Origin of the sequence: Nostoc sp., from assembly GCF_036917235.1 — a bacterium.
In the GTDB taxonomy this organism is placed as follows: domain Bacteria; phylum Cyanobacteriota; class Cyanobacteriia; order Cyanobacteriales; family Nostocaceae; genus Nostoc.
Window position 1 is genome coordinate 92,079 of the sequence record NZ_JBALDU010000035.1, and the last position, 23,671, is coordinate 115,749.

At 42.6% G+C, this 23,671-nt stretch carries 19 protein-coding genes and 2 pseudogenes; 13 read left to right on the plus strand and 8 right to left on the minus strand.

From position 1 onward, the window contains the following. Positions 1-40 precede the first annotated feature (40 nt). From V7K44_RS12495 to V7K44_RS12515, 5 genes are all read left to right on the plus strand, one after another. Positions 41-763, plus strand: coding sequence for a cyclase family protein (locus V7K44_RS12495; protein ID WP_334931829.1), 723 nt, complete (start codon positions 41-43; stop codon positions 761-763). Positions 764-876: 113 nt separating this feature from the next. After that, complete coding sequence (locus tag V7K44_RS12500; protein ID WP_334931831.1) at positions 877-2,373, plus strand: aldehyde dehydrogenase family protein; 1,497 nt, start codon at positions 877-879, stop codon at positions 2,371-2,373. A 34-nt stretch (positions 2,374-2,407) separates the two neighbouring features. Continuing rightward, positions 2,408-2,635: a hypothetical protein gene (locus tag V7K44_RS12505; protein WP_334931833.1), complete on the plus strand. Its 228-nt coding sequence runs from the start codon at positions 2,408-2,410 to the stop codon at positions 2,633-2,635. A 276-nt stretch (positions 2,636-2,911) separates the two neighbouring features. Continuing rightward, a complete protein-coding gene (locus tag V7K44_RS12510; protein WP_322730949.1) occupies positions 2,912-3,151 on the plus strand; it encodes a hypothetical protein in 240 nt (79 codons plus the stop codon). 5 nt (positions 3,152-3,156) lie between these two features. Then, on the plus strand, positions 3,157-3,639 hold the full coding sequence (locus V7K44_RS12515) for a DUF3368 domain-containing protein (RefSeq protein WP_334931836.1): 483 nt from the start codon (positions 3,157-3,159) through the stop codon (positions 3,637-3,639). Between the two features lie 219 nt (positions 3,640-3,858). Here the strand turns inward: V7K44_RS12515 and V7K44_RS12520 are convergent, their stop codons facing one another. The 3 genes and pseudogenes from V7K44_RS12520 to V7K44_RS12530 all read right to left on the minus strand — a co-directional run. Further along, positions 3,859-4,443, minus strand: a complete 585-nt coding sequence (locus V7K44_RS12520) for a pentapeptide repeat-containing protein (RefSeq protein ID WP_334931838.1) — start codon at positions 4,441-4,443, stop codon at positions 3,859-3,861. A gap of 105 nt (positions 4,444-4,548) precedes the next feature. Next, a pseudogene (locus V7K44_RS12525) lies at positions 4,549-4,668 on the minus strand (pentapeptide repeat-containing protein); the annotation flags it as partial. Positions 4,669-4,780: 112 nt separating this feature from the next. Next, positions 4,781-6,265: pseudogene (locus V7K44_RS12530) on the minus strand (nSTAND1 domain-containing NTPase); the annotation flags it as partial. Positions 6,266-6,400: 135 nt separating this feature from the next. Here V7K44_RS12530 and V7K44_RS12535 point away from each other — a divergent pair. Beyond that, the gene (locus V7K44_RS12535; RefSeq protein ID WP_334931840.1) at positions 6,401-6,799 is read left to right on the plus strand and encodes a CU044_2847 family protein; all 399 of its coding nucleotides are present in this window, start codon (positions 6,401-6,403) and stop codon (positions 6,797-6,799) included. Then, positions 6,796-7,506 (plus strand): TIGR04283 family arsenosugar biosynthesis glycosyltransferase, encoded by a 711-nt coding sequence (locus V7K44_RS12540; protein ID WP_334931842.1) that lies wholly within the window; start codon positions 6,796-6,798, stop codon positions 7,504-7,506. Before V7K44_RS12535 ends, V7K44_RS12540 begins: the two co-directional genes overlap by 4 nt. Here the strand turns inward: V7K44_RS12540 and V7K44_RS12545 are convergent. Beyond that, positions 7,453-7,809, minus strand: coding sequence for a hypothetical protein (locus V7K44_RS12545; protein ID WP_334931844.1), 357 nt, complete (start codon positions 7,807-7,809; stop codon positions 7,453-7,455). The genes V7K44_RS12540 and V7K44_RS12545 overlap by 54 nt on opposite strands. 39 nt (positions 7,810-7,848) lie before the next feature. On the opposite strand from V7K44_RS12545, the gene V7K44_RS12550 reads away from it, so the two are divergent. From V7K44_RS12550 to V7K44_RS12560, 3 genes are all read left to right on the plus strand, one after another. Continuing rightward, positions 7,849-8,607 carry a TVP38/TMEM64 family protein gene (locus tag V7K44_RS12550; protein WP_334931846.1) on the plus strand — a complete coding sequence of 253 codons (759 nt, stop codon included), beginning with the start codon at positions 7,849-7,851 and terminating at the stop codon, positions 8,605-8,607. Further along, the gene (locus V7K44_RS12555; RefSeq protein ID WP_334931848.1) at positions 8,576-9,349 is read left to right on the plus strand and encodes a TVP38/TMEM64 family protein; all 774 of its coding nucleotides are present in this window, start codon (positions 8,576-8,578) and stop codon (positions 9,347-9,349) included. Before V7K44_RS12550 ends, V7K44_RS12555 begins: the two co-directional genes overlap by 32 nt. 431 nt (positions 9,350-9,780) lie before the next feature. Beyond that, positions 9,781-11,331, plus strand: coding sequence for a mercuric reductase (locus V7K44_RS12560; RefSeq protein WP_334931850.1), 1,551 nt, complete (start codon positions 9,781-9,783; stop codon positions 11,329-11,331). 138 nt (positions 11,332-11,469) lie between these two features. On the opposite strand, the gene V7K44_RS12565 is transcribed toward V7K44_RS12560, so the two are convergent. Continuing rightward, on the minus strand, positions 11,470-14,976 hold the full coding sequence (locus V7K44_RS12565) for a PA14 domain-containing protein (protein WP_334931852.1): 3,507 nt from the start codon (positions 14,974-14,976) through the stop codon (positions 11,470-11,472). Positions 14,977-15,806: 830 nt separating this feature from the next. Here V7K44_RS12565 and mgtE point away from each other — a divergent pair. Continuing rightward, positions 15,807-17,207 carry a magnesium transporter gene (gene mgtE / locus V7K44_RS12570; protein WP_334931854.1) on the plus strand — a complete coding sequence of 467 codons (1,401 nt, stop codon included), beginning with the start codon at positions 15,807-15,809 and terminating at the stop codon, positions 17,205-17,207. Between the two features lie 74 nt (positions 17,208-17,281). Here the strand turns inward: mgtE and V7K44_RS12575 are convergent, their stop codons facing one another. Together V7K44_RS12575 and V7K44_RS12580 are read right to left on the minus strand one after the other, a co-directional pair. Continuing rightward, a complete protein-coding gene (locus V7K44_RS12575; RefSeq protein WP_334931856.1) occupies positions 17,282-17,539 on the minus strand; it encodes a hypothetical protein in 258 nt (85 codons plus the stop codon). A 186-nt stretch (positions 17,540-17,725) separates the two neighbouring features. Further along, positions 17,726-18,607 carry an SDR family oxidoreductase gene (locus V7K44_RS12580; RefSeq protein ID WP_334931858.1) on the minus strand — a complete coding sequence of 294 codons (882 nt, stop codon included), beginning with the start codon at positions 18,605-18,607 and terminating at the stop codon, positions 17,726-17,728. 532 nt (positions 18,608-19,139) lie between these two features. Between V7K44_RS12580 and V7K44_RS12585 the strand changes: the two genes are divergently transcribed. Continuing rightward, the gene (locus tag V7K44_RS12585) at positions 19,140-20,738 is read left to right on the plus strand and encodes a peptide ligase PGM1-related protein (protein ID WP_334931860.1); all 1,599 of its coding nucleotides are present in this window, start codon (positions 19,140-19,142) and stop codon (positions 20,736-20,738) included. A gap of 199 nt (positions 20,739-20,937) precedes the next feature. Here the strand turns inward: V7K44_RS12585 and V7K44_RS12590 are convergent, their stop codons facing one another. Next, positions 20,938-22,755 carry a serine/threonine protein kinase gene (locus tag V7K44_RS12590; protein ID WP_334931863.1) on the minus strand — a complete coding sequence of 606 codons (1,818 nt, stop codon included), beginning with the start codon at positions 22,753-22,755 and terminating at the stop codon, positions 20,938-20,940. A gap of 404 nt (positions 22,756-23,159) precedes the next feature. Between V7K44_RS12590 and V7K44_RS12595 the strand changes: the two genes are divergently transcribed. Continuing rightward, complete coding sequence (locus tag V7K44_RS12595) at positions 23,160-23,591, plus strand: EamA family transporter (protein ID WP_334931865.1); 432 nt, start codon at positions 23,160-23,162, stop codon at positions 23,589-23,591. Positions 23,592-23,671: the final 80 nt, after the last annotated feature.

Genomic DNA, 23,671 nt, shown 5'->3' on the forward strand with positions numbered 1-23,671 from the left:
ATAAAAAAATCCCTGAGTACAAACAAGATAGAAGGCTGGGATGATACAACCCCAAAGTCAAAATAGTATCACCTATACACGCGTTATCCACCTAAGTCATGTAATTGACGTAGATATTCCCCAATGGTCTGGAGATCCCACAGTAGAATTTGAAACTGTGGCTGAACTAAATAATGATGGCTATTATTTGCGGCGTTTCTCTTTGGGGGAACATAGCGCTACCCATATCAATGCTCCTAACAGTTTTCATAGTTCTGCCGTGGGAATTGACCAATACCCGGCCCAGTCTTTGGTTGTACCTGCGGTGGTTATAAATATTTGCCAAGCCACAGCAGTTAATCCTGATTATGCTCTGACTATTGCTGATGTTTTGGCTTGGGAAGAAGAATACGGTGAAATTTCTGGTGGCTGCGTAGTTATACTGTATACTGGTTGGCAAAAAAAGTGGTCATATAAAAGTGCATTCCTCAATCATGATACTCAAGGAATTGCCCATTTTCCAGGGTTTGGTAGTGATGCAACTCAATTTTTACTCGATGAACGGCAAATAATTGGAGTAGGAATTGATACTCATGGTGTAGACCCCGGACACGATCGCAGTTTTGCGATTAACCGCTTAGTTTTAGAACAACCGCGCATTGTGTTGGAGAATCTGACAAATTTGGATCAACTGCCACCGAAAGGTACTACTCTAGCGATCGCACCTCTAAGATTACGTGGTGGTTCTGGTTCTCCTGTAGGGGTGCTAGCCTTTGTGCCTTAATTTTTATATCGATATTTGCTTCTTACCCCAATTTCTTAAACTTGAGGATAACCTAGAAAGCAAGCAAACTTAGTACACAAGTTTCAGTAGATCATCAGCCGGAGATTTTCAAGATGACAACTCCGCTATCTTGCCGTAATTATATAGATGGCCAATGGTTGAGTGCTGTTGGAGAAGCAACTCTAGAAAGTCGCAACCCTGCCGACAAAAACGAAGTGGTGGCCACATTTCCCCGTTCTCAAGTTCAAGATGTAGATACAGCAGTAGCCGCCGCCCGTAAAGCCTACAGCAGTTGGCGCAAAGTTCCAGCTCCAGCGAGGGCAGAATACATCTTTCGCGTTGGGGAAATATTACTCGAACATAAAGAAGAACTTGCCCAGTTAATTAGTCGGGAAATGGGTAAACCCTTGACGGAAGCCAGGGGAGATGTCCAAGAAGGTATTGACTGCGCCTTTTACAGTGCTGGCGAAGGACGGCGATTATTTGGGCAAACCACACCCTCAGAAATGTCTAATAAATTTGCCATGACAGTGCGGATGCCCATCGGAGTCTGTGCCTTAATTACTCCCTGGAATTTCCCTGTAGCAATTCCTTGCTGGAAATCTATGCCAGCTTTAGTATGTGGCAATACAGTCATCCTCAAACCTGCTGAAGATACTTCCGCCTGTGCAACTAAATTGATTGAAATTTTTCAACAAGCAGGTTTACCACCAGGAGTAATTAACTTGGTGCATGGTGTGGGAGAGGAGGCGGGGAAAGCTTTAGTTGAGCATCGCAATGTAGATTTGGTGTCGTTTACTGGTTCTTCAGAAACGGGTGCTTTTGTCGGTGCTACTTGTGGACGCACTCACAAGCGTGTCTGTTTGGAAATGGGTGGTAAAAATGCTCAAGTGGTGATGGAAGATGCGGATTTAGAACTTGCTTTAGATGGTGCAGTGTGGGGAGCATTTGGGACAACTGGACAACGGTGTACGGCTACTAGTCGGCTGATTTTGCATCGTGATATCAAAGAAAAATTTACTGCTATGCTTTATGAGCGTACTAGTAAGTTGCGCTTGGGTGCTGGCACTGACTCTGATATAGATATTGGCCCGATAGTCAATGAAAAGCAACTTCAACAGGTGAGCAAATATTTAGATATTGCTCGTGAGGAAGGAGCAAAGGTTTTAATTGGTGGGGAAATTGCTAGTGAAGGCTCATTGAAAAACGGCTACTTCTTTCAACCAACTATTTTGGATGATGTAACGCCTGATATGCGAGTTGCCCGTGAAGAAATATTTGGGCCAGTGGTGGCATTAATTGAGGTTAGCTCTTTTGAGGATGCGATCGCAATTCTCAACGATAGCAATTATGGTCTTTCTTCTTCAGTTTACACCCGCGATATCAACCGGGCTTTTACTGCCATGCGCGACATCGAAGCAGGTATCACCTATATTAACGGCCCGACTATTGGGGCAGAGGTACACTTGCCCTTTGGTGGTGTGAAACAAACCGGTAACGGACACCGCGAGGCTGGAACTACTGCTTTGGATGTTTTCACAGAATGGAAAAGTGTCTATGTTGACTTCTCTGGAAATTTGCAACGCGCTCAGATAGATAACCGCAGTTAATTATCTGCAAATATTAACTCCAGAGTTGACGGGAGTGACTTCAGGGTTGACGGGAGTGACTCCAGGGTTGACGGGAGTGACTCCAGAGTTGACGGGAGTGACTCCAGAGTTGATGGGAGTGACTCCAGAGTTGATGGGAGTGGTTCCAGGGTTGACGGGAGTGGCTCCAGGGTTGATGGGAGTGGCTCCAGGGTTGATGGGAGTGGCTCCAGGGTTGACGGGAGTGACTTCAGGGTTGGTTTTTGTTTGTTGCGATCGCTAATTATAAAAACTCGTTGCCAGCAAAGCAATCTCTGAGCGTTGCGTTGGCGTAGCCCGCACTTCGACAAAGCTCAGTGACCACCGCAGGCATCGCTCTTTGATGCCATTTTTTCAGATTAAACATATTGAGGCGGCATAAACCCAGCTTGGTACAAAAATCTTTATCGGAATCAACTGACGTACAGTTTTTAACTGCCCATTTCGCTTGTCAGTAGACATCGCTTACAGAAGTTTGGGATAATATCTAAGGATATTCAGTCGGTAGCTGGAAATACCTATGACTAGTAAGGAAGAATTAAGAAGTGTTGCTTCAGAAATTCCATTATTTAATAATATTGAGCAAAAAGAAACATTTTTGTTTGTGATAGGGGCGCTATTTTCGAGAGTTATTAGTTTGAAAAAAGCCGCAGAACTAATGGAAATAGAGTCGGATGTATTTCTTGAACTATTAAATTTGATGGGGCTGGAATTTTCGTACTTAACTGAACAAGATATCGCTATAGAAAAGGATTGGTAAGGTGTGTGAAGATTGTTTTTAACTCTTCTCCATTAATCTTTTTATCGCGTCTGGAATTTCTCGATATTTTTCTAGATTCTGCCGATGAGTTTTATTTGCCTAATTTTGTTGCAGAAGAAATAAGTGCAAAATCTGATGCAGCTAGTCAGCAGGTAAAAGCTTTAATTGATGCTGAAAAAATATTAGTCAAAGAAATTAAATTACTTTCCTTAGCCAATCGTCTAAATATGCGACTAGGGAGAGGAGAATCAGAGACCATTGCTTTAGGCACTGAATTACAAACAGATTACATAATTTTAGATGACTTCGCAGCTAGAAAAGAAGCAACTCGACTGGGATTAAATGTTAAGGGAACTTTAGCAGTCATCAAGAAACTTCAGGTAGATGGCAAAATCACCATTAGTAGCACAGACCAATTGTATCAAGACATCCTGGCAATGAATTTCAGAGTAAAGCGATCGCTCTTTGATGCCATTTTTGAAGATTAACTGTGCGATCGCTTAATTATAAAAACTCATTGCCAGCAAAGCAATCTCCGAGCCTTACGATTCGCTTTACTCGCTCTGACAAATAAATCTTTTTGTTTTGCCCATAGACGCAAAAAAGACCGCAAAAGAACTACTTTTAGTCGAATAATAATGTAGAAAAAGTTTGTAAAAAGTTGCATTGCAAGATTGGTTAGAAGTAAAAACGCAACCCCAAAGTATTCACTTAGCTGGTTCTGGTGGTAAACCGAGCTTGGCACGAAAATCGTTTTCGTATTTTGCTTTCTCCCAATTTTTAGCAAATTGAACTTGCTCAGAAGTAAGGTTTATGACATAGCTGAGGTCGGCACTACTGAGGTCGGCACTGATGAGGTCGACATCGGTGAGGTTAGCACGGCTGAGGTTAGCACGGCTGAGGTCGGCACCGCTGAGGTCGGCACCGCTGAGGTCGGCACTGATGAGGTTTGCACTCCTGAGGTCGGCATTAGGAGCAATTAAGTACATTTGTTGCTTAGTAGGCTCGAAATTCTCAGGAAACTTAGTTTTATGAGTGTAAGTAGCACCTTTGAGGTTGGCATGGCTGAGGTTGGCACCACTGAGGTTGGCATGGCTGAGGTTGGCACCACTGAGGTTGGCATGGCTGAGGTTGGCACTGCTGAGGTCGGCACTGCTGAGGTCGGCACTGCTGAGGTCGGCATGGCTGAGGTCGGCACCGCTGAGGTCGGCACCGCTGAGGTCGGCACCGCTGAGGTCGGCACTGATGAGGTTTGCACTCCTGAGGTCGGCATTAGGAGCAATTAAGTACATTTGTTGCTTAGTAGGCTCGAAATTCTCAGGAAACTTAGTTTTATGAGTGTAAGTAGCACCTTTGAGGTCGGCATCGCTGAGGTTGGCACCGGTGAGGTCGGCACCGTTGAGGTTGGCATAGCTGAGGTAGGCATGGCTGAGGTAGGCATTGCTGAGGTCGGCACGGCTGAGGTTGGCCCAGATGAGGTCGGCATGGCTGAGGTTGGCATGGCTGAGGTCGGCACCCCTGAGGTCGGCATCGCTGAGGTCGGCACCCCTGAGGTCGGCATCGCTGAGGTCGAGTTCTTTGCTGCCATAGTTCTGTTAGCGTGTACTGCAACAACGGTAAACTCCCCGGTGAATTTTCTACATCTGAAATCATTTGAGAAACTAATTCCGGTTCTACTGCTAAGTTCACCTGTTCAGCAGGTTTGATAATTGCTGTTTCTAATTCCTCCCAAATCATTGGTGTTACTGTTACTAAATGCTCTTGAATTTTCTTAGCTAGTCCGCCATACTCTTGTTCCACACATTTACCAAAGAAATCAGCCCGCATTGTAATTATTAGGCAGAGTTTATTGTCATCCCGTTGCAAAGCACCTAGTACACATTCAAAAAACTGCTGTCGTTTTGTAATGTCTTGACATTGAGTAAAAGCTTCCTCAAACTGGTCTACCACTAGCACTACGCGCTGAGTTTGTGCAGCAGTAATTAACTGTCCTAAACCAACTGCGCCTTTGGCAATTAATTCTTCTGCTTTTGCTAATTGTGATGCGCGTTCAATATCTGATAATTCTGATTCTACAAATGCCAGTGCTAAATTTTGTAAGGGGTTAATCCCTGGTCGAAATATTTTCAATTGCCAAGTATCGCTACCTGATAACCTACGTCCTAACTTTAATTGATAAAGTAAACCCGCTCTGACGACACTAGATTTACCACTTCCTGATGCTCCCAACACAGCGAGGAAATTTCCAGAGCGCACTTTTTCTAATAATTCGTCGGTTAATGCTGTTCTGCCATAAAATAAGTTAGCATCTGCTTCTGTGCAATCAAAATAAGACAAGCCTTTGTAAGGACAAATAGCTGATATTTTTACCGTAGAGTTAACAACAGAGTAATTCCATTTGCGGGTGAAATTGATTGCTTCACCAGAGTTAGCAAAAATGGGACGCTGGGGGAATGGGTGATGTTCTTGATTGAGCAAGTCTACTAAAGTGTAGTTACTCACCCAACGGTCTTTTTTTGGTTCCAAACCTTTCAGCAGTGCGGCAGTTAGTACGCTGTGTTGGCTATTAATCTCTTCAAAAGCAACTTCAAAATCACGAGAAGCCGCAATAAAACACCTGTCTCTGCCTTTACCGCGATCGCCTGGATCTGCCTCAGCAAAATTTAGCACTTCTCCGCTATAGCAGCAATCCAAAATCACAATTTGTTGTCTGACTTCACTCTCTTGCAGCAGTCGCCGCAGCCATTGTAGAGATAATCCCCAATTCCCCGCATCGGGGTTGACTTCACTTGTCGCTAAAAAGCCTTCCTGAATTCCTAAGTTTTTCCGCAATCCATGACCAGAAAAATACAGCAGTGCTGTGTCTGGCGGCTTCCCGTCTGGCTTAAACAATTGGACGATCGCTCTTTCTAACTGAGTTAAACTAACTTTAGTTTGCTTACCAATGCGAATCGTCTGGTTTTCCTTATCTTTGACTGCTGGGAGCCGCGTTACCTGAAATTCCCCATATTGTTGTAAAATTTGAGCGATCGCTTCAGCATCGGCAGCTGGTGCGTTGAGACATTTTAAGCGGTCATACGTATTAATTCCCACGACCAAAGCGTCTCGACTCATCCTGCAAAGCCCTATGATAGTTGTGCCGAATTATTTCCAGCTTCTACAAGAAATTTACCGCATTTTCCGTAAAATTTTGTAGATAAGCATAGCTGGACTACCTTAAACGCAATTCTTTTAGGCGAGATTTATCCCATGACTCAACTCACACCTATTCAGTTAGAAGATGGCACTATTATTTACATTGAAGCTACAGATAATATAAATGCTCCACCAGTCATTACCGAATCCCCAGAGGGAGAAGAAGAAGCGCTAATTGATAAAGGATGGGATGTTGATGCTGCACAAAAACAGATAGTGCAAAATTTCCAAGCAATTGAAGGTACAATTCGGGCTTACACTGTTTATTCACTCAATGCTTTTAAAAAAATCCCTGTTGCTAATATTGATAAAGTCACTCTTGAATTTGGCATCAAAGTTGGCGGTGAAGCAGGTATACCTTACGTGACTAAAGGCACGGCTGAAAGCAATCTTAAGATAACAGTAGAGTGTTCATTTCCTGACCAACCGGAAAAGAAAACTCAGCCATCATGAGTGAGAGTATTGACGCAGCAAAAATTTCGATTATTATTCCGGCTATTAATGAAGCGGGGAATATTAAAAAAGCCATTGCTACTACTCAAGCCAATCTAAAGATAGAAGTCATTGTAGTCGATGGTGGCTCTAGTGATGATACTGTAGCGATCGCTCAGTCTTTAAATGTCAAAGTTATCTCATCATCTCCCGGTCGTGCTGTGCAAATGAACGCGGGTGCTGTAGCGGCTAGCGGTGAGATTCTGTTATTTCTCCACGCGGATACCCGTTTGCCAACTGGGTTTGATGAGATGATTTGCACAGCGCTACAACAACCGGGGAGTGTGGCTGGTGCTTTTAAGTTGCGGATTGATGCGTCACTTTTAAGTTTACGATGGGTGGAGTGGGGAGTAAATGTGCGATCGCATTTTTATCAAATGCCCTATGGCGACCAAGCAATTTTTTTAACCAAGGAAGTCTTTCAGCAAATAAGCGGCTTTCCCGAATTGCCTATTATGGAAGACTTTGAACTCATGCGTCGTTTAAAACGCATCGGACGCGTTGTAATTATTCCTACACCAGTTGTCACCTCAGCCCGTAGATGGTTGCAAAAGGGAGTATTGAAAACTACGCTACTTAATCAAATAGTAATTATTGCTTATTTGCTCGGCGTTTCACCTGAGCGAATTTGTAGTTGGTATCGGCGAGAAAAATTTAAGAGGCTTTAAGCTGTTTCTCATATAGGTGATATATCTTAGGGGCATTGGATTTGAGGTGTAAATTTTAAAGTTGAGCTTCAGAAGGTCAACATTGAGCCTCAGAAGGTCAACATCGAGCCTCACAAGGTCAACATTGAGCCTCAGAAGGTCAACATCGAGCCTCAGAAGGTCAACATTGAGCCTCAGAAGGTCAACGTCGAGCCTCAGAAGGTCAACGTCGAGCCTCAGAAGGTCAACGTCGAGCCTCAGAAGGCCAACATTGAGCTTCAAAAGGTCAACATTGAGCTTCAGAAGGTCAACATTGAGCTTCAAAAGGTCAACGTCGAGCCTCTGAGGGTGAAACTTATAAAAATGAACAAGCGTTTATTCAATTCCAAACTCAAACTACTACTGCTAAGTTGCCTGATTATCACTCTAATAATTGCTGCTAAACAGTTAAATTTTCAGGGACTTTTACAGACTTCAGTCATTTGGGTTCACAGTCTTGGTGCTTTCGGACCTATTGCCTACATAGTTATTTACAACTTAGCGACATTACTATTTATACCGGGTTCTCTTCTAACCCTTAAAGGTGGTTGTCTGTTTGGTGTATTTTGGGGATCAATATATGTGCTAATTGCTGCAACAATTGGAGCAACCTTGGCTTTTCTCATTGGACGCTACCTATCGCGGGATTGGGTTTCTCGACAAATGGACAAACATCCTAAATTTAAAGCGATTGATTTAGCAGTTTCCAAAGAGGGATGGAAAATTGTTTTGCTAACTCGTCTTTCACCTATTTTTCCTTTCAATTTATTAAATTATGCATTTGGAGTAACACAAGTTTCTTTTAAAGACTATATATTAGGTTCCTTCGGCATTATTCCCGGTACTGTGATGTACGTTTATATTGGTTCTTTAGCTGGTAATCTTGCCATGATTAACACCTCTCATCAACCAATTACTCCAAAAACTCAAGTTTGGCAATGGATAATGCGAGTAGTTGGGTTAATTGCTACCGTTGCTGTGACTTTATATATCACAAAAATTGCTCAGAAAGCATTAGCTCAAAGTGTGGCAGTAGAAGAAATCACAACTCATGAAAAAACTAACAATCATTCAGATATTTAAAAGTATTGATGCCGGAAACTTGCATAAGTTTTTTAACCTCAATGTATTAATATTACTAATATTGGTAAGTAGTTTATCATTAAACACAGACCCGGCTTTAGCACAAGAATTGGCAAATTCAAATTCTTTCAATCCCCAAGCAATTTTACGCGAAGCCTTGCAGTGGATTGATAGCCTGGGTGCCGTGGGAGCCATAGCTTTTATTGCCCTTTATATTATCGCTACCGTTGCTTTTTTCCCAGGTTCTATTCTCACTTTGGGGGCTGGTGTAATTTTTGGCGCAGTTTGGGGTTCTCTCTACGTGTTTATCGGTGCAACCCTTGGCGCTACCGCTGCTTTTCTTGTGGGACGTTATTTAGCAAGGGGTTGGGTTACTGGTAAAATCGCAGATAACAAAAAATTTGCCGCCATTGACCAAGCGGTAGGTAAAGAAGGATTAAAAATTGTCCTGTTAACGCGATTGTCCCCCATATTTCCTTTCAATTTGCTCAATTATGCCTTTGGCATCACGGGAGTTTCACTTCAAGATTACTTCATCGGCTCTCTAGGGATGATTCCTGGAACCATTATGTACGTTTATATTGGTTCCCTTGCAGGTAATCTGGCGATGATTGGGACTGAGACTCAACCTACCAACCCGACTTTACAATGGGCAATTCGCATCTTGGGTTTGATTGCAACGGTCGCTGTTACAGTTTATGTAACCCGGATTGCGCGGAAAGCTTTAGAAGAGGAATTGTAGGGTAGCACCACTGTACAAGTCTATGTCAACTGCAAATTGCTGTAATATCATGTCCGCGTAATTAGTTATGATTCCCATAGTCATTGCAACCCACCCCGCAAGGCTACGGTGTACACACAAGTCTTTGAGAGTTGCCTCACAGCGTTTAGATCCCCCCTAACCCCCCTTAAAAAAGGGGGAACCAGAGTCAAAGTCCCCCTTTTTAAGGGGAGCCACTGCGGTCTTGGGGTCTCCCCAAGTGGAGCAAGTGGCGTGGATTTAGGGGGATATTCAACGATTTTGGTTTTATACAAAGATGTGTGTACACCGTAGCCCCGCAAGGGAAGGGGTTTTTGTAGTTCACTCAATCGACGCTATAAACAAGCATAAAAAATAAAAGACTGAGCCGCCTAAATTAATCGGGATTCTTAATTTTAAAAGAGGTTTTGCCAATGACCAGTTCAGATTTAGAGAGAGTCACAGTTCGCCCAATAGATGAGTATAACCAAAAGTTGGTGTCTTACGTCCATCCGCCAAATTGGGTTAATCCTCAACCCGCCGATGTTTACGATTTGGTAGTAATTGGGGCTGGTACGGCGGGATTAGTAGTGGCTGCGGGTGCGGCGGGTCTAGATTTGGGTTTAAAAGTGGCGATAATTGAAAAGCATCTCATGGGTGGAGATTGCTTAAATGTTGGTTGTGTACCATCTAAAACTATTATTCGCTCTGCCCGCGTCGTTGGCGAAATCTGGGATGCTAAAGACTTGGGAGTTAATATTCCCCAACATAATATTGATGTTGATTTTTCCAAAGTTATGGCCAGGATGCGGCGAATCAGGGCTGATATCAGCCCTAACGACTCGGCGGAACGGTTTCAAAACTTGGGTGTTGATGTCTTTTTGGGTAGCGGTCGATTTGCAAGTAAAAATACCGTGGAAGTTGGCGACAAAACCCTCAAGTTTAAAAAAGCTGTAATTGCAACTGGCGCAAGACCTGCACAACTGTCGATTCCGGGAATTGAACAGGCGGGTTATCTAACTAATGAGACGGTTTTTTCCCTGATTCAACGACCGGAACGTTTGGCGGTGATTGGTGGCGGGCCCATTGGTTGCGAATTGGCGCAAGCTTTCCGGCGTTTGGGTTGTGAGGTGGTGCTTTTCCATAACGGTTCTCATCTCCTGAATAAAGAAGACGCTGAAGCCGCTACAATTCTCCAAAAGGTTTTGATTAACGAAGGAATTCGTGTAGTACTCGATTCCAAGTTGGAGGAAGTGGTAACTGTCACCGAAGGGAAACGCCTTTACTTTTCCTCTAATGGTCATCGAGATTCGGTAACAGTCGATGAAATTTTAGTTGGTGCGGGGCGATCGCCAAATGTCGAAAATCTAAATTTAGAAGCTGTGGGTGTAGAATATGACAAGCACCAAGGCGTGAAGGTAAATGATTACCTCCAGACGACCAATCCCAAAATTTATGCAGCTGGCGATATTTGCATGAACTGGAAGTTTACCCATGCTGCTGATGCAGCGGCGCGGATTGTAATTAAAAATACGCTGTTTTCTCCCTTTGGCATAGGACGCTCGAAACTTAGTAGTCTGGTGATGCCTTGGGTAACTTATACTGACCCAGAAATTGCTCACGTAGGGTTATACGAACACGAGGCGCAGAAATTGGGTATTGAGGTCACGACTATCAACATACCTTTTAATAGTGTAGACCGAGCGATCGCAGATGGTGAAGAGTTAGGATTTCTCAAAATCCACCATAAAAAGGGGTCTGATGAAATTATCGGTGCAACTATTGTCGCCAGTCACGCGGGTGAGATGATTTCAGAAGTGACTACGGCAATGGTGAATAAGATCGGTTTGAGCAAGTTAAGCAGTGTAATTCATCCTTATCCCACTCAAGCTGAAGCAATTAAAAAAGCTGCTGATGCTTATCGCCGAACACTTTTAACATCAAATACCAAAAAACTGTTGGGATTTCTGACAAAGTTATCTTAACCAAAATCAGTGAACAGTCGGATAACTGTTCACTGATAACTGATACAGCAGTTTTCAACTAGATGAAGTATAAAGTACAGGAGTCAAAATCAGACATCAAGAACTTTCTTTCTGCCTCCTGCCTCCTTCAAGTCATCTCTAAACAGGTCGGAAACGATCGATCTCGCCTCCGGTCAAGTTTGCGTAATACAGATTACCATCAGGGCCAGTGGTAATTTGTGTAGGCAGTCCTAGATTAGGCCTGTCTGCTGGGGAAGCAAACCGCTTAACTGAGGTAACTTTACCTTGACTATCTAATATCAAAGCATCGATAGTTCCTTGACTGAAATCACCAATGAATAAGGCACCTTGATAGATTGAAGGGAAAGTATTACCTGTGTAAAAGTCACCCACAAGGATCGAATTAGAACCAGAATGCTTGTAAGTGTATAGTGGTTGTGTAACAGATGAGCCACTATTATAGAAGGCTTTTGCTGCATCTAAATTAGCGTAAACTGGTTGTTTCAGACTGACGACATTACCATTTGCATCAAGTCCACCTTCATAGAATGGCCAGCCAAAGTTAGCTCCTGGTTTTCCGACATTCACCTCTTCGTAAGTACCGAAGCCAACATCACCAATTACGGGGGTATTGGTCTTTTTATCAATTGTGAAACGGAAGGGGTTACGCAGACCTAAGTCATAAACTTTGGAAATATTGCTATTGGCGTCACCGTTATAGAAAGGATTGCTTGATAAGCCTTGACCAGTAATCGGGTCAATCCGCAGAATCTTGCCGGATAGATTATTCTTATCCTGGACGCGAATTGCTCGCGGGTCTACTCCATTGTAGGAAGTACCATCTCCTAAGCTAACAAACAGAGAACCATCAGTACCAAAACGTACAGAACCAACTGAGTGAGATTCACTATCATTGGCTATAAAATTCTGGATATTTTGGACTTTATCGAGATTATTGAGATAATCCTGCAAGCTGGTAAACGGCTTACCAGTATCTTTGTTGAGAATTCCTGATGGTGCATAGCCAAGTGTGACATTTGTACTATTTCCATCTGGCTTGATAATATTCGCCCAAGTGCCATTTGTACCGAGTAACACAACTTCGCTGCCAGCGATCGCAGTAGTGTAATTAGTGTTGGGGTCGGCTGTAAAGCGACTTAGCCGTGCAGTCCGATTCCCATTCTGGTCAGGATCGTCCAATGTACTATTGGGATTGTTCTTAGAATTGCTTGTATTAGTTTCTGGTGGATCGTAGGTATACAACAGGTAAACATAGTTGTTGCCGTTGGGATTTTTGCCAAAATCTGGATGTACGGCAATGCCTAACAGACCGCGATCGCGCGTATCATTTACCTCTTGGCGAATATCAGTAAATGGTGTGGATAATAAGCTACCGTTTTTCATGACTCGCACTACCCCATCTTTCTGGGCAATGAACATACTGTTACCATCAGGTGCCCATTCAAAAGCTGTGGGTTGATTCAAACCAGAAGCTACTGTATCTAAAGCAAAGTTACCAGAGTCATTATCAATAATACTGATACTTGTCTGTTGATTAGTTAGCTGCACTCCAACTGCGTTACTGAACTTCAAAGCAAATGTTTCATTTGATTCCCCAACGTTGTCATTAAGAATGGGGATAACAATGGTGTTACTGGTTTGTCCAACTGCAAAACTTAAGCTTCCAGATACAGCTTGGTAGTCAGATCCAGCTTTAGCAGTCCCATCTTGGGTTATGTAGTTGACGCTAGCCGCCGCCGAAGCGTTGCCCCGTGTAACTATCACCTTAGCAGTACCGTCACCCTCACTAACTACTGGCTGACTGAAATCGAGGCCGGAGCGATCGTTGTCTTGAATCGTAATTGCGAGAGTTCTTTGGACTCCGAGTGTTGCCCCCTCTGCCTGATCGATGACAAAATTAAAGGTTTCATCTCCTTCTATCGAGGAATCATCATTGATCGGAATGGATACTTGCGTGCTGCTTTGTCCCGGCGCAAAAGTAAGTATTCCAGCACTTTCAATGCCTTCACTCCCATAGTCAACTCCTTTTGTAGCAGTATTAGCTATAGTTGCATACTTGATTGAAGATGTACTACTTAAATCTCCAGTTCTAAGTAATTTAACGGTAACACTATCACTGCCTTCGTTCACAGTCATCGAAGACGAACCTAAGGTGATAGTGGTCGGAAGAACTGGTGAATAAAGTTGAGACTGAGGAATGATTTCTTTCACCTGAGAGGCGCTTGACCAACGCAGTTGAGAAACGGCATTGTTTTTATTTTCGTAGTACTCAAGTTTAATATCGTACTTCTGACCTGCAACTAGTGCGATCGAGCCACTGGATTCGGTGGCAGGTTGATCGATAAACTGATTGATGATTTGTTGACCATTCACCCATAGTCGCACACCATCATCAGCAGTGGTGTAGAACTTGTAAGTTTCGCTGTACTTGGCTTCTACCTGACCTGTCCACCGCGCTGAGAAGGTATCTGCATCAATCGACGCATTGGGGGAACCAGCGCCCCAGTTAAAGTTCACCGTCGGATCTATGCGAGTTTGCTTGAGGTTGGTGAAGTCGATGTTGTCGTAATACTCTGCTTTTAGTCCGTTGCCATTACTAGCATTACTAACATTACTAGGTGTGCTGACATTACTATACAGTTGGGACTGAGGAATGATTTCCTTCGCCTGAGAGGTGCTTGACCAACGCAGTTGAGAAACGGCATTGTTTTTATTTTCGTAGTACTCAAGTTTAATATCGTATTTCTGACCTGCAACTAGTGCGATCGAGCCACTGGATTCGGTGGCAGGTTGATCGATAAACTGATTGATGATTTGTTGACCATTCACCCACAGTCGCACACCATCATCAGCAGTGGTGTAGAACTTGTAAGTTTCGCTGTACTTGGCTTCTACCTGACCTGTCCACCGCGCTGAGAAGGTATCTGCATCAATCGACGCATTGGGGGAACCAGCGCCCCAGTTAAAGTTCACCGTCGGATCTATGCGAGTTTGCTTGAGGTTGGTGAAGTCGATGTTGTCGTAATACTCTGCTTTTAGTCCGTTGCCATTACTAGCATTACTAACATTACTAGGTGTGCTGACATTACTATACAGTTGGGACTGAGGAATGATTTCCTTCGCCTGAGAGGTGCTTGACCAACGCAGTTGAGAAACGGCATTGTTTTTATTTTCGTAGTACTCAAGTTTAATATCGTATTTCTGACCTGCAACTAGTGCGATCGAGCCACTGGATTCGGTGGCAGGTTGATCGATAAACTGATTGATGATTTGTTGACCATTCACCCACAGTCGCACACCATCATCAGCAGTGGTGTAGAACTTGTAAGTTTCGCTGTACTTGGCTTCTACCTGACCTGTCCACCGCGCTGAGAAGGTATCTACATCAATCGACGGATCGGGGGAACCAGCGCGCCAGTTAAAGTTCACCGTCGGATCTGTGCGAGTTTGCTTGAGATTGGTGAAGTCGATGTTGTCGTAATACTCTGCCTTGAGTCCATCTCCTTGAGAGATTAGGCTAGACCGAGCAGAAATGCTGGTTTGCCCTTGGTCAATGCTTTCTAGAGATGATTTAGTCGTAATTACTGGGCTTACAGATGTTGATAAGTTTTGATTTGATGCCATAATTAATGTTGCAGGATTAGTTTTAGATTGAATATTTCAACCAAGAATGCATCATAAAGCTTGATATAAATATATTGATTGGCTAATCATTGATTGGCTTATAAATATATCTTTATTAATTACTAATTATGAATAATTACTTGAAGAACATATTAGTCTTTGGTTTGCTTTAAAAAAATTACTGAGTTTTTGAGACCTTCTAAATTTCACTGATATTCAGTAAGGCAAGCAATGCTCAAGAAAGCAAATACATGCGTAATTAGTCAAATGTAATAACTTTACATAGATTACTTAAGTATTCTTTTACTTCTACATATTTGACAATAGATAGCGGTGTTATGTCTATCTTGTTTATGGAACTTTGTTTAAATATTCACATTAATATATTCTTTTTTAAAGGAATACAAAAGTTTTGATGATGTTTAAGTAAAAATTGCCAAAATACCGGATAATTTAGCGTATTTTATCTACAGATTTATTAACTATATAAAAATTAGATAAAGAAAACTTTTAATATTTAAAGATTTAAAAAACTAATATTTATCCATACTTCATCTTGACTATTACTTTATCGAACAGAATTCAGGAGTCAGGAGTCAGAATTCAGTCGGGTATTCTGTACGACTGGTGGATAGCGCAGCGTCAACGAGACGCTGTGATATCGCTGAACGCAAAGAATTGTCAGCATCCGAAACCCTACTCTTTCGTTCATTTACATAAGTTTTCAATTTACTCAAAGTCAGAAAAATTACAAGTTTGACCTTGCACATCCCACTTTCCCCTAGACTAGGGGCAGCAACCTTGTTCAAACTGGCTGAGGAAAGTGGATTTTGACTGAGACAAACAATTTAAACTCTACCATCCAGAATCTCTCACGCAGGGAATTGCGAGATTTAGTGCGGACTCAGCTGCAAATGCTCCTAGAGGCAGGAGACTTGCAGGGAGCAAAATCTATTCTCGTGCCTGTGCAGCCTGCGGATATAGCCGAGGCGATTGAGGGTTTGCCAGAAGCGATGCACGCTTTGGCTTTTCGCTTGCTTTCTAAGGATGAAGCTATAGAAGTTTATGAATATCTCGACTACAGTGTTCAAGAACGGTTAATTGAAGAACTTAAAAGCCAGGAAGTCTGCGATATTGTCGATCAAATGTCGCCGGATGACCGAGCTAGGTTATTTGATGAATTACCAGCAAAAGTCGTCAATCGCTTGCTAGAACAACTGAGTCCAGCAGAACGTCAAGCTACAGCTCAACTATTGGGTTATGAAGCTGATACAGCTGGGCGAATCATGACGCTAGAGCTAATCTCGCTGAAAGAAAACTTGACAGTATCTCAAGCTCTAGAGCGAATTCGCAACTTAGCTAATGCCAGTGAGATGATTTATTATCTTTATGTCATGGATGCGGCAAGGCGCTTGACGGGGATTGTATCGTTGCGAGAATTAGTAACGTCTCAGCCTGAGCAAATTATTGGCGAGATTATGACCCGTGATGTGGTGTTTGTCTACACTGATACAGACCAGGAAGAAGTCGCAAGATTAATCCAAAGATATGATTTTTTGGCTGTGCCTGTGGTAGATCGAGAACAGCTTCTAGTAGGTATTGTCACCGTAGATGATGTAATTGATATTTTGCAACAAGAAACCACCGAAGATATCTATGCCTTGGGTGGTGGTGTGCAGTCGGGGGGCGACAATTATTTTCAAATGAATTTGCTAGAAATTGCTCGGAAGCGAGTTGTCTGGTTATTGGTCTTACTTATAACCAATACCGTCACAGGGACAATTATTAAGTCACAAGAGGATCTTTTAGCAAAAGTGGTGACACTGACGGCCTTTATCCCCTTGTTGACTGGTACTGGGGGTAATGTAGGCGCTCAATCTTCCACAGTGGTGATTCGCGGGATGAACACCGATGAAATCCGATCGCTTGGTGCATTGCAGGTAATCGGCCGGGAAGCGATCGCAGGCGCTCTATTGGGAGGAATGTTAGGTACGATCGCTACTGTCTGGGCTTATTTTCTGCAAGGACGATTAGAAGTAGCGATCGCTGTAGGCACTAGTCTGATAGCTATTTCTATTTTAGCTTCGATCTCCGGTTCAGCACTGCCATTTCTATTTCGCTATCTTCGTTTAGATCCGGCATTAATGTCAGCACCATTCATTACCACAGCCGTTGATGTCGTAGGTGTTTTAATTTATTTCAATTTGGCGCGGGTAATTTTAAAGTTATGAAAAGAGTCATTAGTCATTAGTCATTAGTGAATAACACACTACAAATGATAAAGGACAAATGACTAACTTAACTTTTACAATTCTGATTCCGAATCTGGGGCAACAATTTCGCCAGTACCCAATTGCAGTATCATGTCCTGGTCAGTAATCAATCCGCTAAGTTCCTTCACTTGTAAATTCATGTCTTCACAAGCTTGTCTAAGTTCTGTGGCAAATTTGTTGAGGTCTTGACCATAGCCACATTGATAAGCAGCAGTTTCAATTCCTTGCTGGGCATTTGCTCTAGCACAATCTACTAGTTCTCTGCCATTCAGTGGTGTAGGAGATGCCATAGACGTAGTTATTATTTATTAAATGTTTGCTGCTAGATAGACTATCAATATTCCCACATTTACTCATCCCTCCAATGGAAGACCATGAGGGTAGAATTAGAAGTAATTATTTCTTTGTCATTAGTCATTAGTCTTCGATCCCAAGTGAATAACTAATGACTAATAACTAATGACTAAGTTTTTCACTTAACCATTGATAACATCTCCACCATTGACGTGTAACACTTGTCCAGAGACATAAGAACTATCATCTGAGGCTAAATATACATAGCTAGGAGCAACTTCTTCAGGTTGTCCTGCTCGTTCCATTGGTACTTGTTTCCCAAAATTTTCAACTTTCTCTTCGGGGAAAGTTGAGGGAATTAAAGGTGTCCAAATTGGCCCTGGTGCAACAGCATTAACCCGAATTCCTTTTGATACCAAATTTTTTGATAAGGAACGAGTAAAAGCAACGATCGCACCTTTTGTAGAGGAATAATCTAGTAGTTGTGGGCTACCTTTATAAGCTGTTACCGATGTGGTATTGACGATAGTACTGCCCGCTTGTAGATGCTTAAGTGCAGCTTTAGTCATGAAAAACATCGAGAAGATATTAGTGCGGAAGGTTCGCTCTAGTTGTTCTTCGGTGATTTCTTCAATACTTTCTTTCGGATGTTGTTCGGCGGCGTTGTTGATGAGAATATCAAGTTTGCCAAATTCACCAACTGTTTGCTGTATGGCTTGCTGACAAAAAGTTTCATTGCCAATATCACCTGCAATGGTTACTGCACGACGCCCTTGTTTTTCTACTAAATGTTTTGTTTCTTTGGCATCATCGTGTTCGTTAAGGTAAAGGATCGCCACATCTGCACCTTCTTTTGCAAATGCGATCGCAACAGCACGACCAATCCCACTATCTGCACCCGTAATCAATGCTACTTTATCTTGTAACTTGCCACTACCCCGATACTGAGCATCGTCAGCTTTGGGTTTTGGTGTCATTTCTGATTCAACACCTGGTGCTTCTTGTTGCTGTGGCGGTTGCAATTTTTGCTCTTTTTTCTCTTTTGGTTCTTTTGATTTAGCCATCTGTTTTACCTTGATAATTGAATATTGAATGGGGCATTGGGAATTAGTTACACTCCATATTTCTCCTATTTCATAACTAAACCTTGGATCGAAAATTCAACCCAAGGTTTATTTTTTGCTTTGGCTTTCACTAGCCATTTGCAATTTTAGGCATTTATATCCTGGATGTTTGCCAAACTTACTTATTTCCGCAACTCTACGCAACTAACATTAGTTATCCTCACGCCTCACCATGAAAATAAGTACACAACTCTCATGTGATGAAGAATTTATCTTTTTGATCTGCTTTAAAGTTAACTATTATATTGCTGTACTTTATCGCCCCCTAGAGGTAAAGTAAGCAGCAATTAGCTCAACCTTAAGAGGGAAAAGAATTAAAGAAGTCGGCGATTTGCGGGTTGCTATAGTTTGCTCGATCCTTGCGGACTTCCAGAAATTTTTTGCAAAACTATCTGAATCCTGACACGGCGACTATACATCGTCCAAAAGGGTGCGTGGTGCGCTACATTGAGATCATTAGAGGGCAGGGGTTATGGCAACATTAAATATTTCCGAGTTAGAACAGGTTGAAAAGTTTCACCACTTACAATTAACCCTGCGCGATCGCTGGAAAACGAGCGAACTATTTGACAATAGCGAAGCGGATATTTTAATTATTCCCTCCTTGAGTCTCGACCAGCGCGAACTCCAAAAGATCGAGGGCTGCGAGCATTATGAAGAAAGATTACTATTTTCTTTAATTCGGTTGCGGAATCCCAAAACTCGGCTGATTTATGTAACATCAGTACCGCTGCATCCAAGTATCATTGATTATTATTTGCAACTGTTGCCAGGAATTCCCTTTTCTCATGCTCGCAATCGCTTGCTGTTACTTTCAACTTACGATTCCTCCCTTAAGCCTCTGAGCCAAAAGATTTTAGAACGCCCCCGTCTGCTAGAGCGGATTCAGCAATCTTTGAGGCTAGATAAATCATTTATGATCTGCTACAACTCTTCGCACTGGGAAGGCGAATTGTCTTTAAAATTAGGTGTACCACTGTATGCTGCTGCACCAGATTTACAGATTTGGGGGACAAAAAGTGGTAGTCGGCAAATTTTCAAGGAAAGCGGAGTACCACATCCAGATGGCAGCGAAAAAGTTTGGAACCACACAGATATGGCAGAAGCTACCGTTGATTTGTGGGAACGCCAACCAACATTAAAACGGGTAGTAGTAAAACTCAACGAGGGCATTTCTGGAGAGGGCAATGCATTGCTGGATCTTAGACCGATTGAGAATTTAGCACCAAACATTGGTACTCATGCTGAAAGGATAGCAGCAATTAGCGATCGCTTATCAACGATGCGCTTTCAAGCAAAACAAGAAACTTGGGATAGTTTTTTGGGAAAAATGCCTGAGTTAGGGGCAATCGCTGAAGCATTTGTGGAAGGGGAAATTAAGCGATCGCCCAGCGTTCAAGGACGGATCACGCCCCAAGGTGAAGTGGAAATCCTTTCAACTCACGACCAAATTCTCGGAGGCCCAGACGGTCAAATTTATCTTGGTTGCAGCTTTCCTGCTGATGAAAGATATCGATTGCAATTACAGCAATTGGGACTTAAAGTTGGCAAAAAGCTAGCAGAGAAAGGTACTTTAGAGCGGTTTGGTGTAGATTTTATCGCCGTTGACAAGGGTAATGGAGAGTGGGATATTCAGGCGATCGAAATTAACCTACGTAAAGGCGGTACAACTCATCCATTCATGACCCTGAAATTATTAACGAACGGTCGCTATGACCTTTCCACGGGTTTATTTTATAGTCAACAAGGTCGTCCAAAATACTACGTAGCCACTGATAATCTCCAAAAAGAGCGTTATCAGGGATTATTACCTAATGATTTAATGGATATCATCGCTCACCACAGATTGCAGTTTGACAGCGGTACAGAAACGGGTACAGTGTTTCATCTTATGGGTTGCCTTTCGCAGTTTGGCAAGGTGGGATTAACCAGCATCGGTGATTCACCGCAACAAGCACAAGACATTTATAACAAAGTTGTCAAAGTTCTGGATGAAGAAACCCGCAGCGAAAATCGTGATTTCTCGGCGTTTTCAGATTATTCTTTTCCCATAGTTTGGGATGAATTATAGGGGCACAGCAATGCTGATTGGTGTACCCCTATGAGTAGTACGTCAATTCGCCCAAGTCGGGAGACGCGATGAATCGCCGTCTCTACAACAGACTCATATTGTAGAGACGGCGATTTATCGCGTCTTTGCTTTGCGATCTATAATTTTCATCAAAAAACCTTAACTTAACCGAACCGTATTGATTGAAAACTGATTAGTTCTAAATGCGCTGATCGCTGTTAGGTAAATTTTGCTGGTTGTTTGGCTGTTTACCAGATTGCGATTGAGTATATATATAGGTTACTACTGCTAAAGTCAGCCCAATAGCCAACACCACCCCTACAATTCGCAAGAAATTGGGAGTAATTCTCGTAGTTAGCTGCTCACTTAGCTTTGGTTGGTAAATAGTATCATCCGTTCGCGCTTGTGGTCTGCGTTGATTAGACGGAGGTCGTGGCTGATATAAAGTCACATCTGGTGGCACTTGTTGCCCGCCTTGATTAGATACTGGTCGCGGTTGAAACAACGTCTTGTCTGGTGACACTTGTTGCCCGCCTTGATTAGCTCCTGGTCGCGGTTGAAACAACGTCTTGTCTGGTGGCACTTGTTGACCGCCTTGATTAGCTCCTGGTCGCGGTTGAAACAACGTCTTATCTGGTGGTACTTGTTGCCCGCCTTGATTAGCTCCTGGTCGTGGTTGATATAACGTCACATCAGGTTTGCTGGCGTTCGGATTATTCCCAGGACTCTGTTGATTTTGCTCAACTGGGTTAAATGGTCTGGGAACGGTTTCGTGATTTGAGCCTTGATTGAAAGCAGATGGAGGACGCAGAATCGTGTCGTCGTTTGATTGTCTGGGAACAGTTTCGTGATTTGAACCCTGATTGAAACCAGATGGAGGACGCAGAATCGTGTCATCGTTTGATTGTCTGGGAACAGTTTCGTGATTTGAACCCTGATTGAAACCAGATGGAGGACGCAGAATCGTATCGTCGTTTGATTGTCTGGGAACAGTTTCGTGATTTGAGCCTTGATTAGAAGAAGGTTGCGATCGCCCAGTAATTTGTCCGGGTACACTACTATTATCTGTGGCAAATTTGGCAGCAGCTTGTAAACCTTGATTCAGTTCTTCTACCGTTGCAAATCGGTTAGCTGGGTTCTTGTGGAGGCATTTCATCACCACTTCTTCCAATTGTACGGGTAAATGCTCACACCCTGGTTGCTCGCGCAGTGGTTTTGGTGGCTCATAAGCGTGAGCTAATACCCAAGAAGCCTCACTGATATGACTACCCTTAATGCTGATTCCAAAAGGGTCGGCTGCACTCAGCATTTCATAAAGGATAATCCCTAAGCTGTAAATATCACCTCTAGCATCCAGGTTGCGATCGCTTTGGATTTGTTCAGGAGGTGCGTAACGAAATGTCCCGATAAAGGTACTAGTTATATTTGTAATATTGGAATTTTCTGAAGATTCACTACGAATTTTGGCAACACCAAAGTCCAAAACCTTCACCCACTCTCCCAAATCTGTCGACATTAGAAATATATTATCTGGCTTCAGGTCGCGGTGAACTACCTGAATATGTTCAGTGGTTTTGCCGCCATCCCGTTGGAGAGTAACTCCTTGATGGGCAAGCTGTAGACCTTGACAAACTTGCGCCATAATCTTCACCGTCCGCTCAACAGACAGCCGCTTTTCGCGCAGCAGTAATTGTCTAAGCGTTTGCCCCCGCAAATATTCCATGACGTAAAATGGAAAACCTTCCGGGGTTACACCACAATCACTAATCTTAACAATATGGTCGCTTTGCAAAGCAGCACAAACTGCCACCTCCCGCTCAAAACGCTTTCTCATTTCGAGTGATGCCACTAGCGTATCTTTGAGCAACTTCAACGCTACCTGTTGACCAACACGGGTATCTGTTGCTAGGAAGACTTCTCCCATGCCACCCCCGCCTAACCGTCTGTCCAAACGGTATCGCTGGTTATCACCTACGAAGCGACCATTCCAAGAATTTGAAGAAGGTGGGGATTTCATCTGGGGCAACCCATCCTAGTTACTTTAAATGTTAACTTTAGTCAGAGATAGTACTAGTATTACAAATACGATCGCTTCATAACTTAGATGAATACTAGTAATAGATGCTACTAGTAGTTATTTAATTATACTCAGCTTAACATATTAGGAACTTAAAGTAATGTGATAATTTTGATAAAATGTTTAAACTTTAGACCTAATAGCAGTTGAAATTTGTTCCTGATATTAAGTTAGCGCAAGTTCGACGAGAATCGTCTGCTTCAGTAGTGCTGAGTGGCTAAGAGAGTGAAACGGTAGAGCGTAAACTACGAACCTAGCAAGTCAAACTTTACAGACAAGTAATTGAATTTAACACTCTTCTTAAATTACACTGCTAATTTTGACTAGCAAATCAGGAGGCTAAGATGGAAAGCAACACCACAACATGGTGGATATATGCATTATTGTCAGCTGGCTTTGCAGCATTGACAACTATCTTTGCCAAAATTGGGATAGAAAATGTGAATCCTAATTTAGCAACAGCAATCCGAACTGTTGTCATCTTAGTAGTTGCTTGGGGGATTGTATTTTTTCAGGGAAACGTAGTTAATATCTTAGCTATATCCCAAAAAACCATGATTTTCTTATTATTATCTGGATTATCTACAGGATTATCATGGATTTTTTACTTCCAAGCCTTACAAGCCGGAAAAGCTTCCCTTGTCGCACCAATTGATAAATCAAGCTTGGTATTAGTTTTATTGTTTTCAGTTATTTTCTTGGGAGAAACATTAAGCTGGAAGATCATTTTAGGAACGGGGTTAGTAGTCATAGGTACTTTAGTTTTAATTATTTAAAGTCTTAATTAAAAAGATGTTTTAAAAGTTCTACTGTTCAAGTACGTCAGATAGCTTTAAGTGGAAATTTGCCAACTTCT

What these genes read in the sequence shown, in the direction of transcription:
- V7K44_RS12495 (WP_334931829.1), top strand. Translation starts at nt 41, where the DNA reads ATGATACAACCCCAAAGTCAAAATAGTATCACCTATACACGCGTTATC.
- V7K44_RS12500 (WP_334931831.1), top strand. Translation starts at nt 877, where the DNA reads ATGACAACTCCGCTATCTTGCCGTAATTATATAGATGGCCAATGGTTG.
- V7K44_RS12510 (WP_322730949.1), top strand. Translation starts at nt 2,912, where the DNA reads ATGACTAGTAAGGAAGAATTAAGAAGTGTTGCTTCAGAAATTCCATTA.
- V7K44_RS12520 (WP_334931838.1), bottom strand. Translation starts at nt 4,443, where the DNA reads ATGTACTTAATTGCTCCTAATGCCGACCTCAGGAGTGCAAACCTCATC.
- V7K44_RS12535 (WP_334931840.1), top strand. Translation starts at nt 6,401, where the DNA reads ATGACTCAACTCACACCTATTCAGTTAGAAGATGGCACTATTATTTAC.
- V7K44_RS12540 (WP_334931842.1), top strand. Translation starts at nt 6,796, where the DNA reads ATGAGTGAGAGTATTGACGCAGCAAAAATTTCGATTATTATTCCGGCT.
- V7K44_RS12550 (WP_334931846.1), top strand. Translation starts at nt 7,849, where the DNA reads ATGAACAAGCGTTTATTCAATTCCAAACTCAAACTACTACTGCTAAGT.
- V7K44_RS12555 (WP_334931848.1), top strand. Translation starts at nt 8,576, where the DNA reads ATGAAAAAACTAACAATCATTCAGATATTTAAAAGTATTGATGCCGGA.
- V7K44_RS12560 (WP_334931850.1), top strand. Translation starts at nt 9,781, where the DNA reads ATGACCAGTTCAGATTTAGAGAGAGTCACAGTTCGCCCAATAGATGAG.
- V7K44_RS12565 (WP_334931852.1), bottom strand. Translation starts at nt 14,976, where the DNA reads ATGGCATCAAATCAAAACTTATCAACATCTGTAAGCCCAGTAATTACG.
- V7K44_RS12575 (WP_334931856.1), bottom strand. Translation starts at nt 17,539, where the DNA reads ATGGCATCTCCTACACCACTGAATGGCAGAGAACTAGTAGATTGTGCT.
- V7K44_RS12580 (WP_334931858.1), bottom strand. Translation starts at nt 18,607, where the DNA reads ATGGCTAAATCAAAAGAACCAAAAGAGAAAAAAGAGCAAAAATTGCAA.
- V7K44_RS12585 (WP_334931860.1), top strand. Translation starts at nt 19,140, where the DNA reads ATGGCAACATTAAATATTTCCGAGTTAGAACAGGTTGAAAAGTTTCAC.
- V7K44_RS12590 (WP_334931863.1), bottom strand. Translation starts at nt 22,755, where the DNA reads ATGAAATCCCCACCTTCTTCAAATTCTTGGAATGGTCGCTTCGTAGGT.
- V7K44_RS12595 (WP_334931865.1), top strand. Translation starts at nt 23,160, where the DNA reads ATGGAAAGCAACACCACAACATGGTGGATATATGCATTATTGTCAGCT.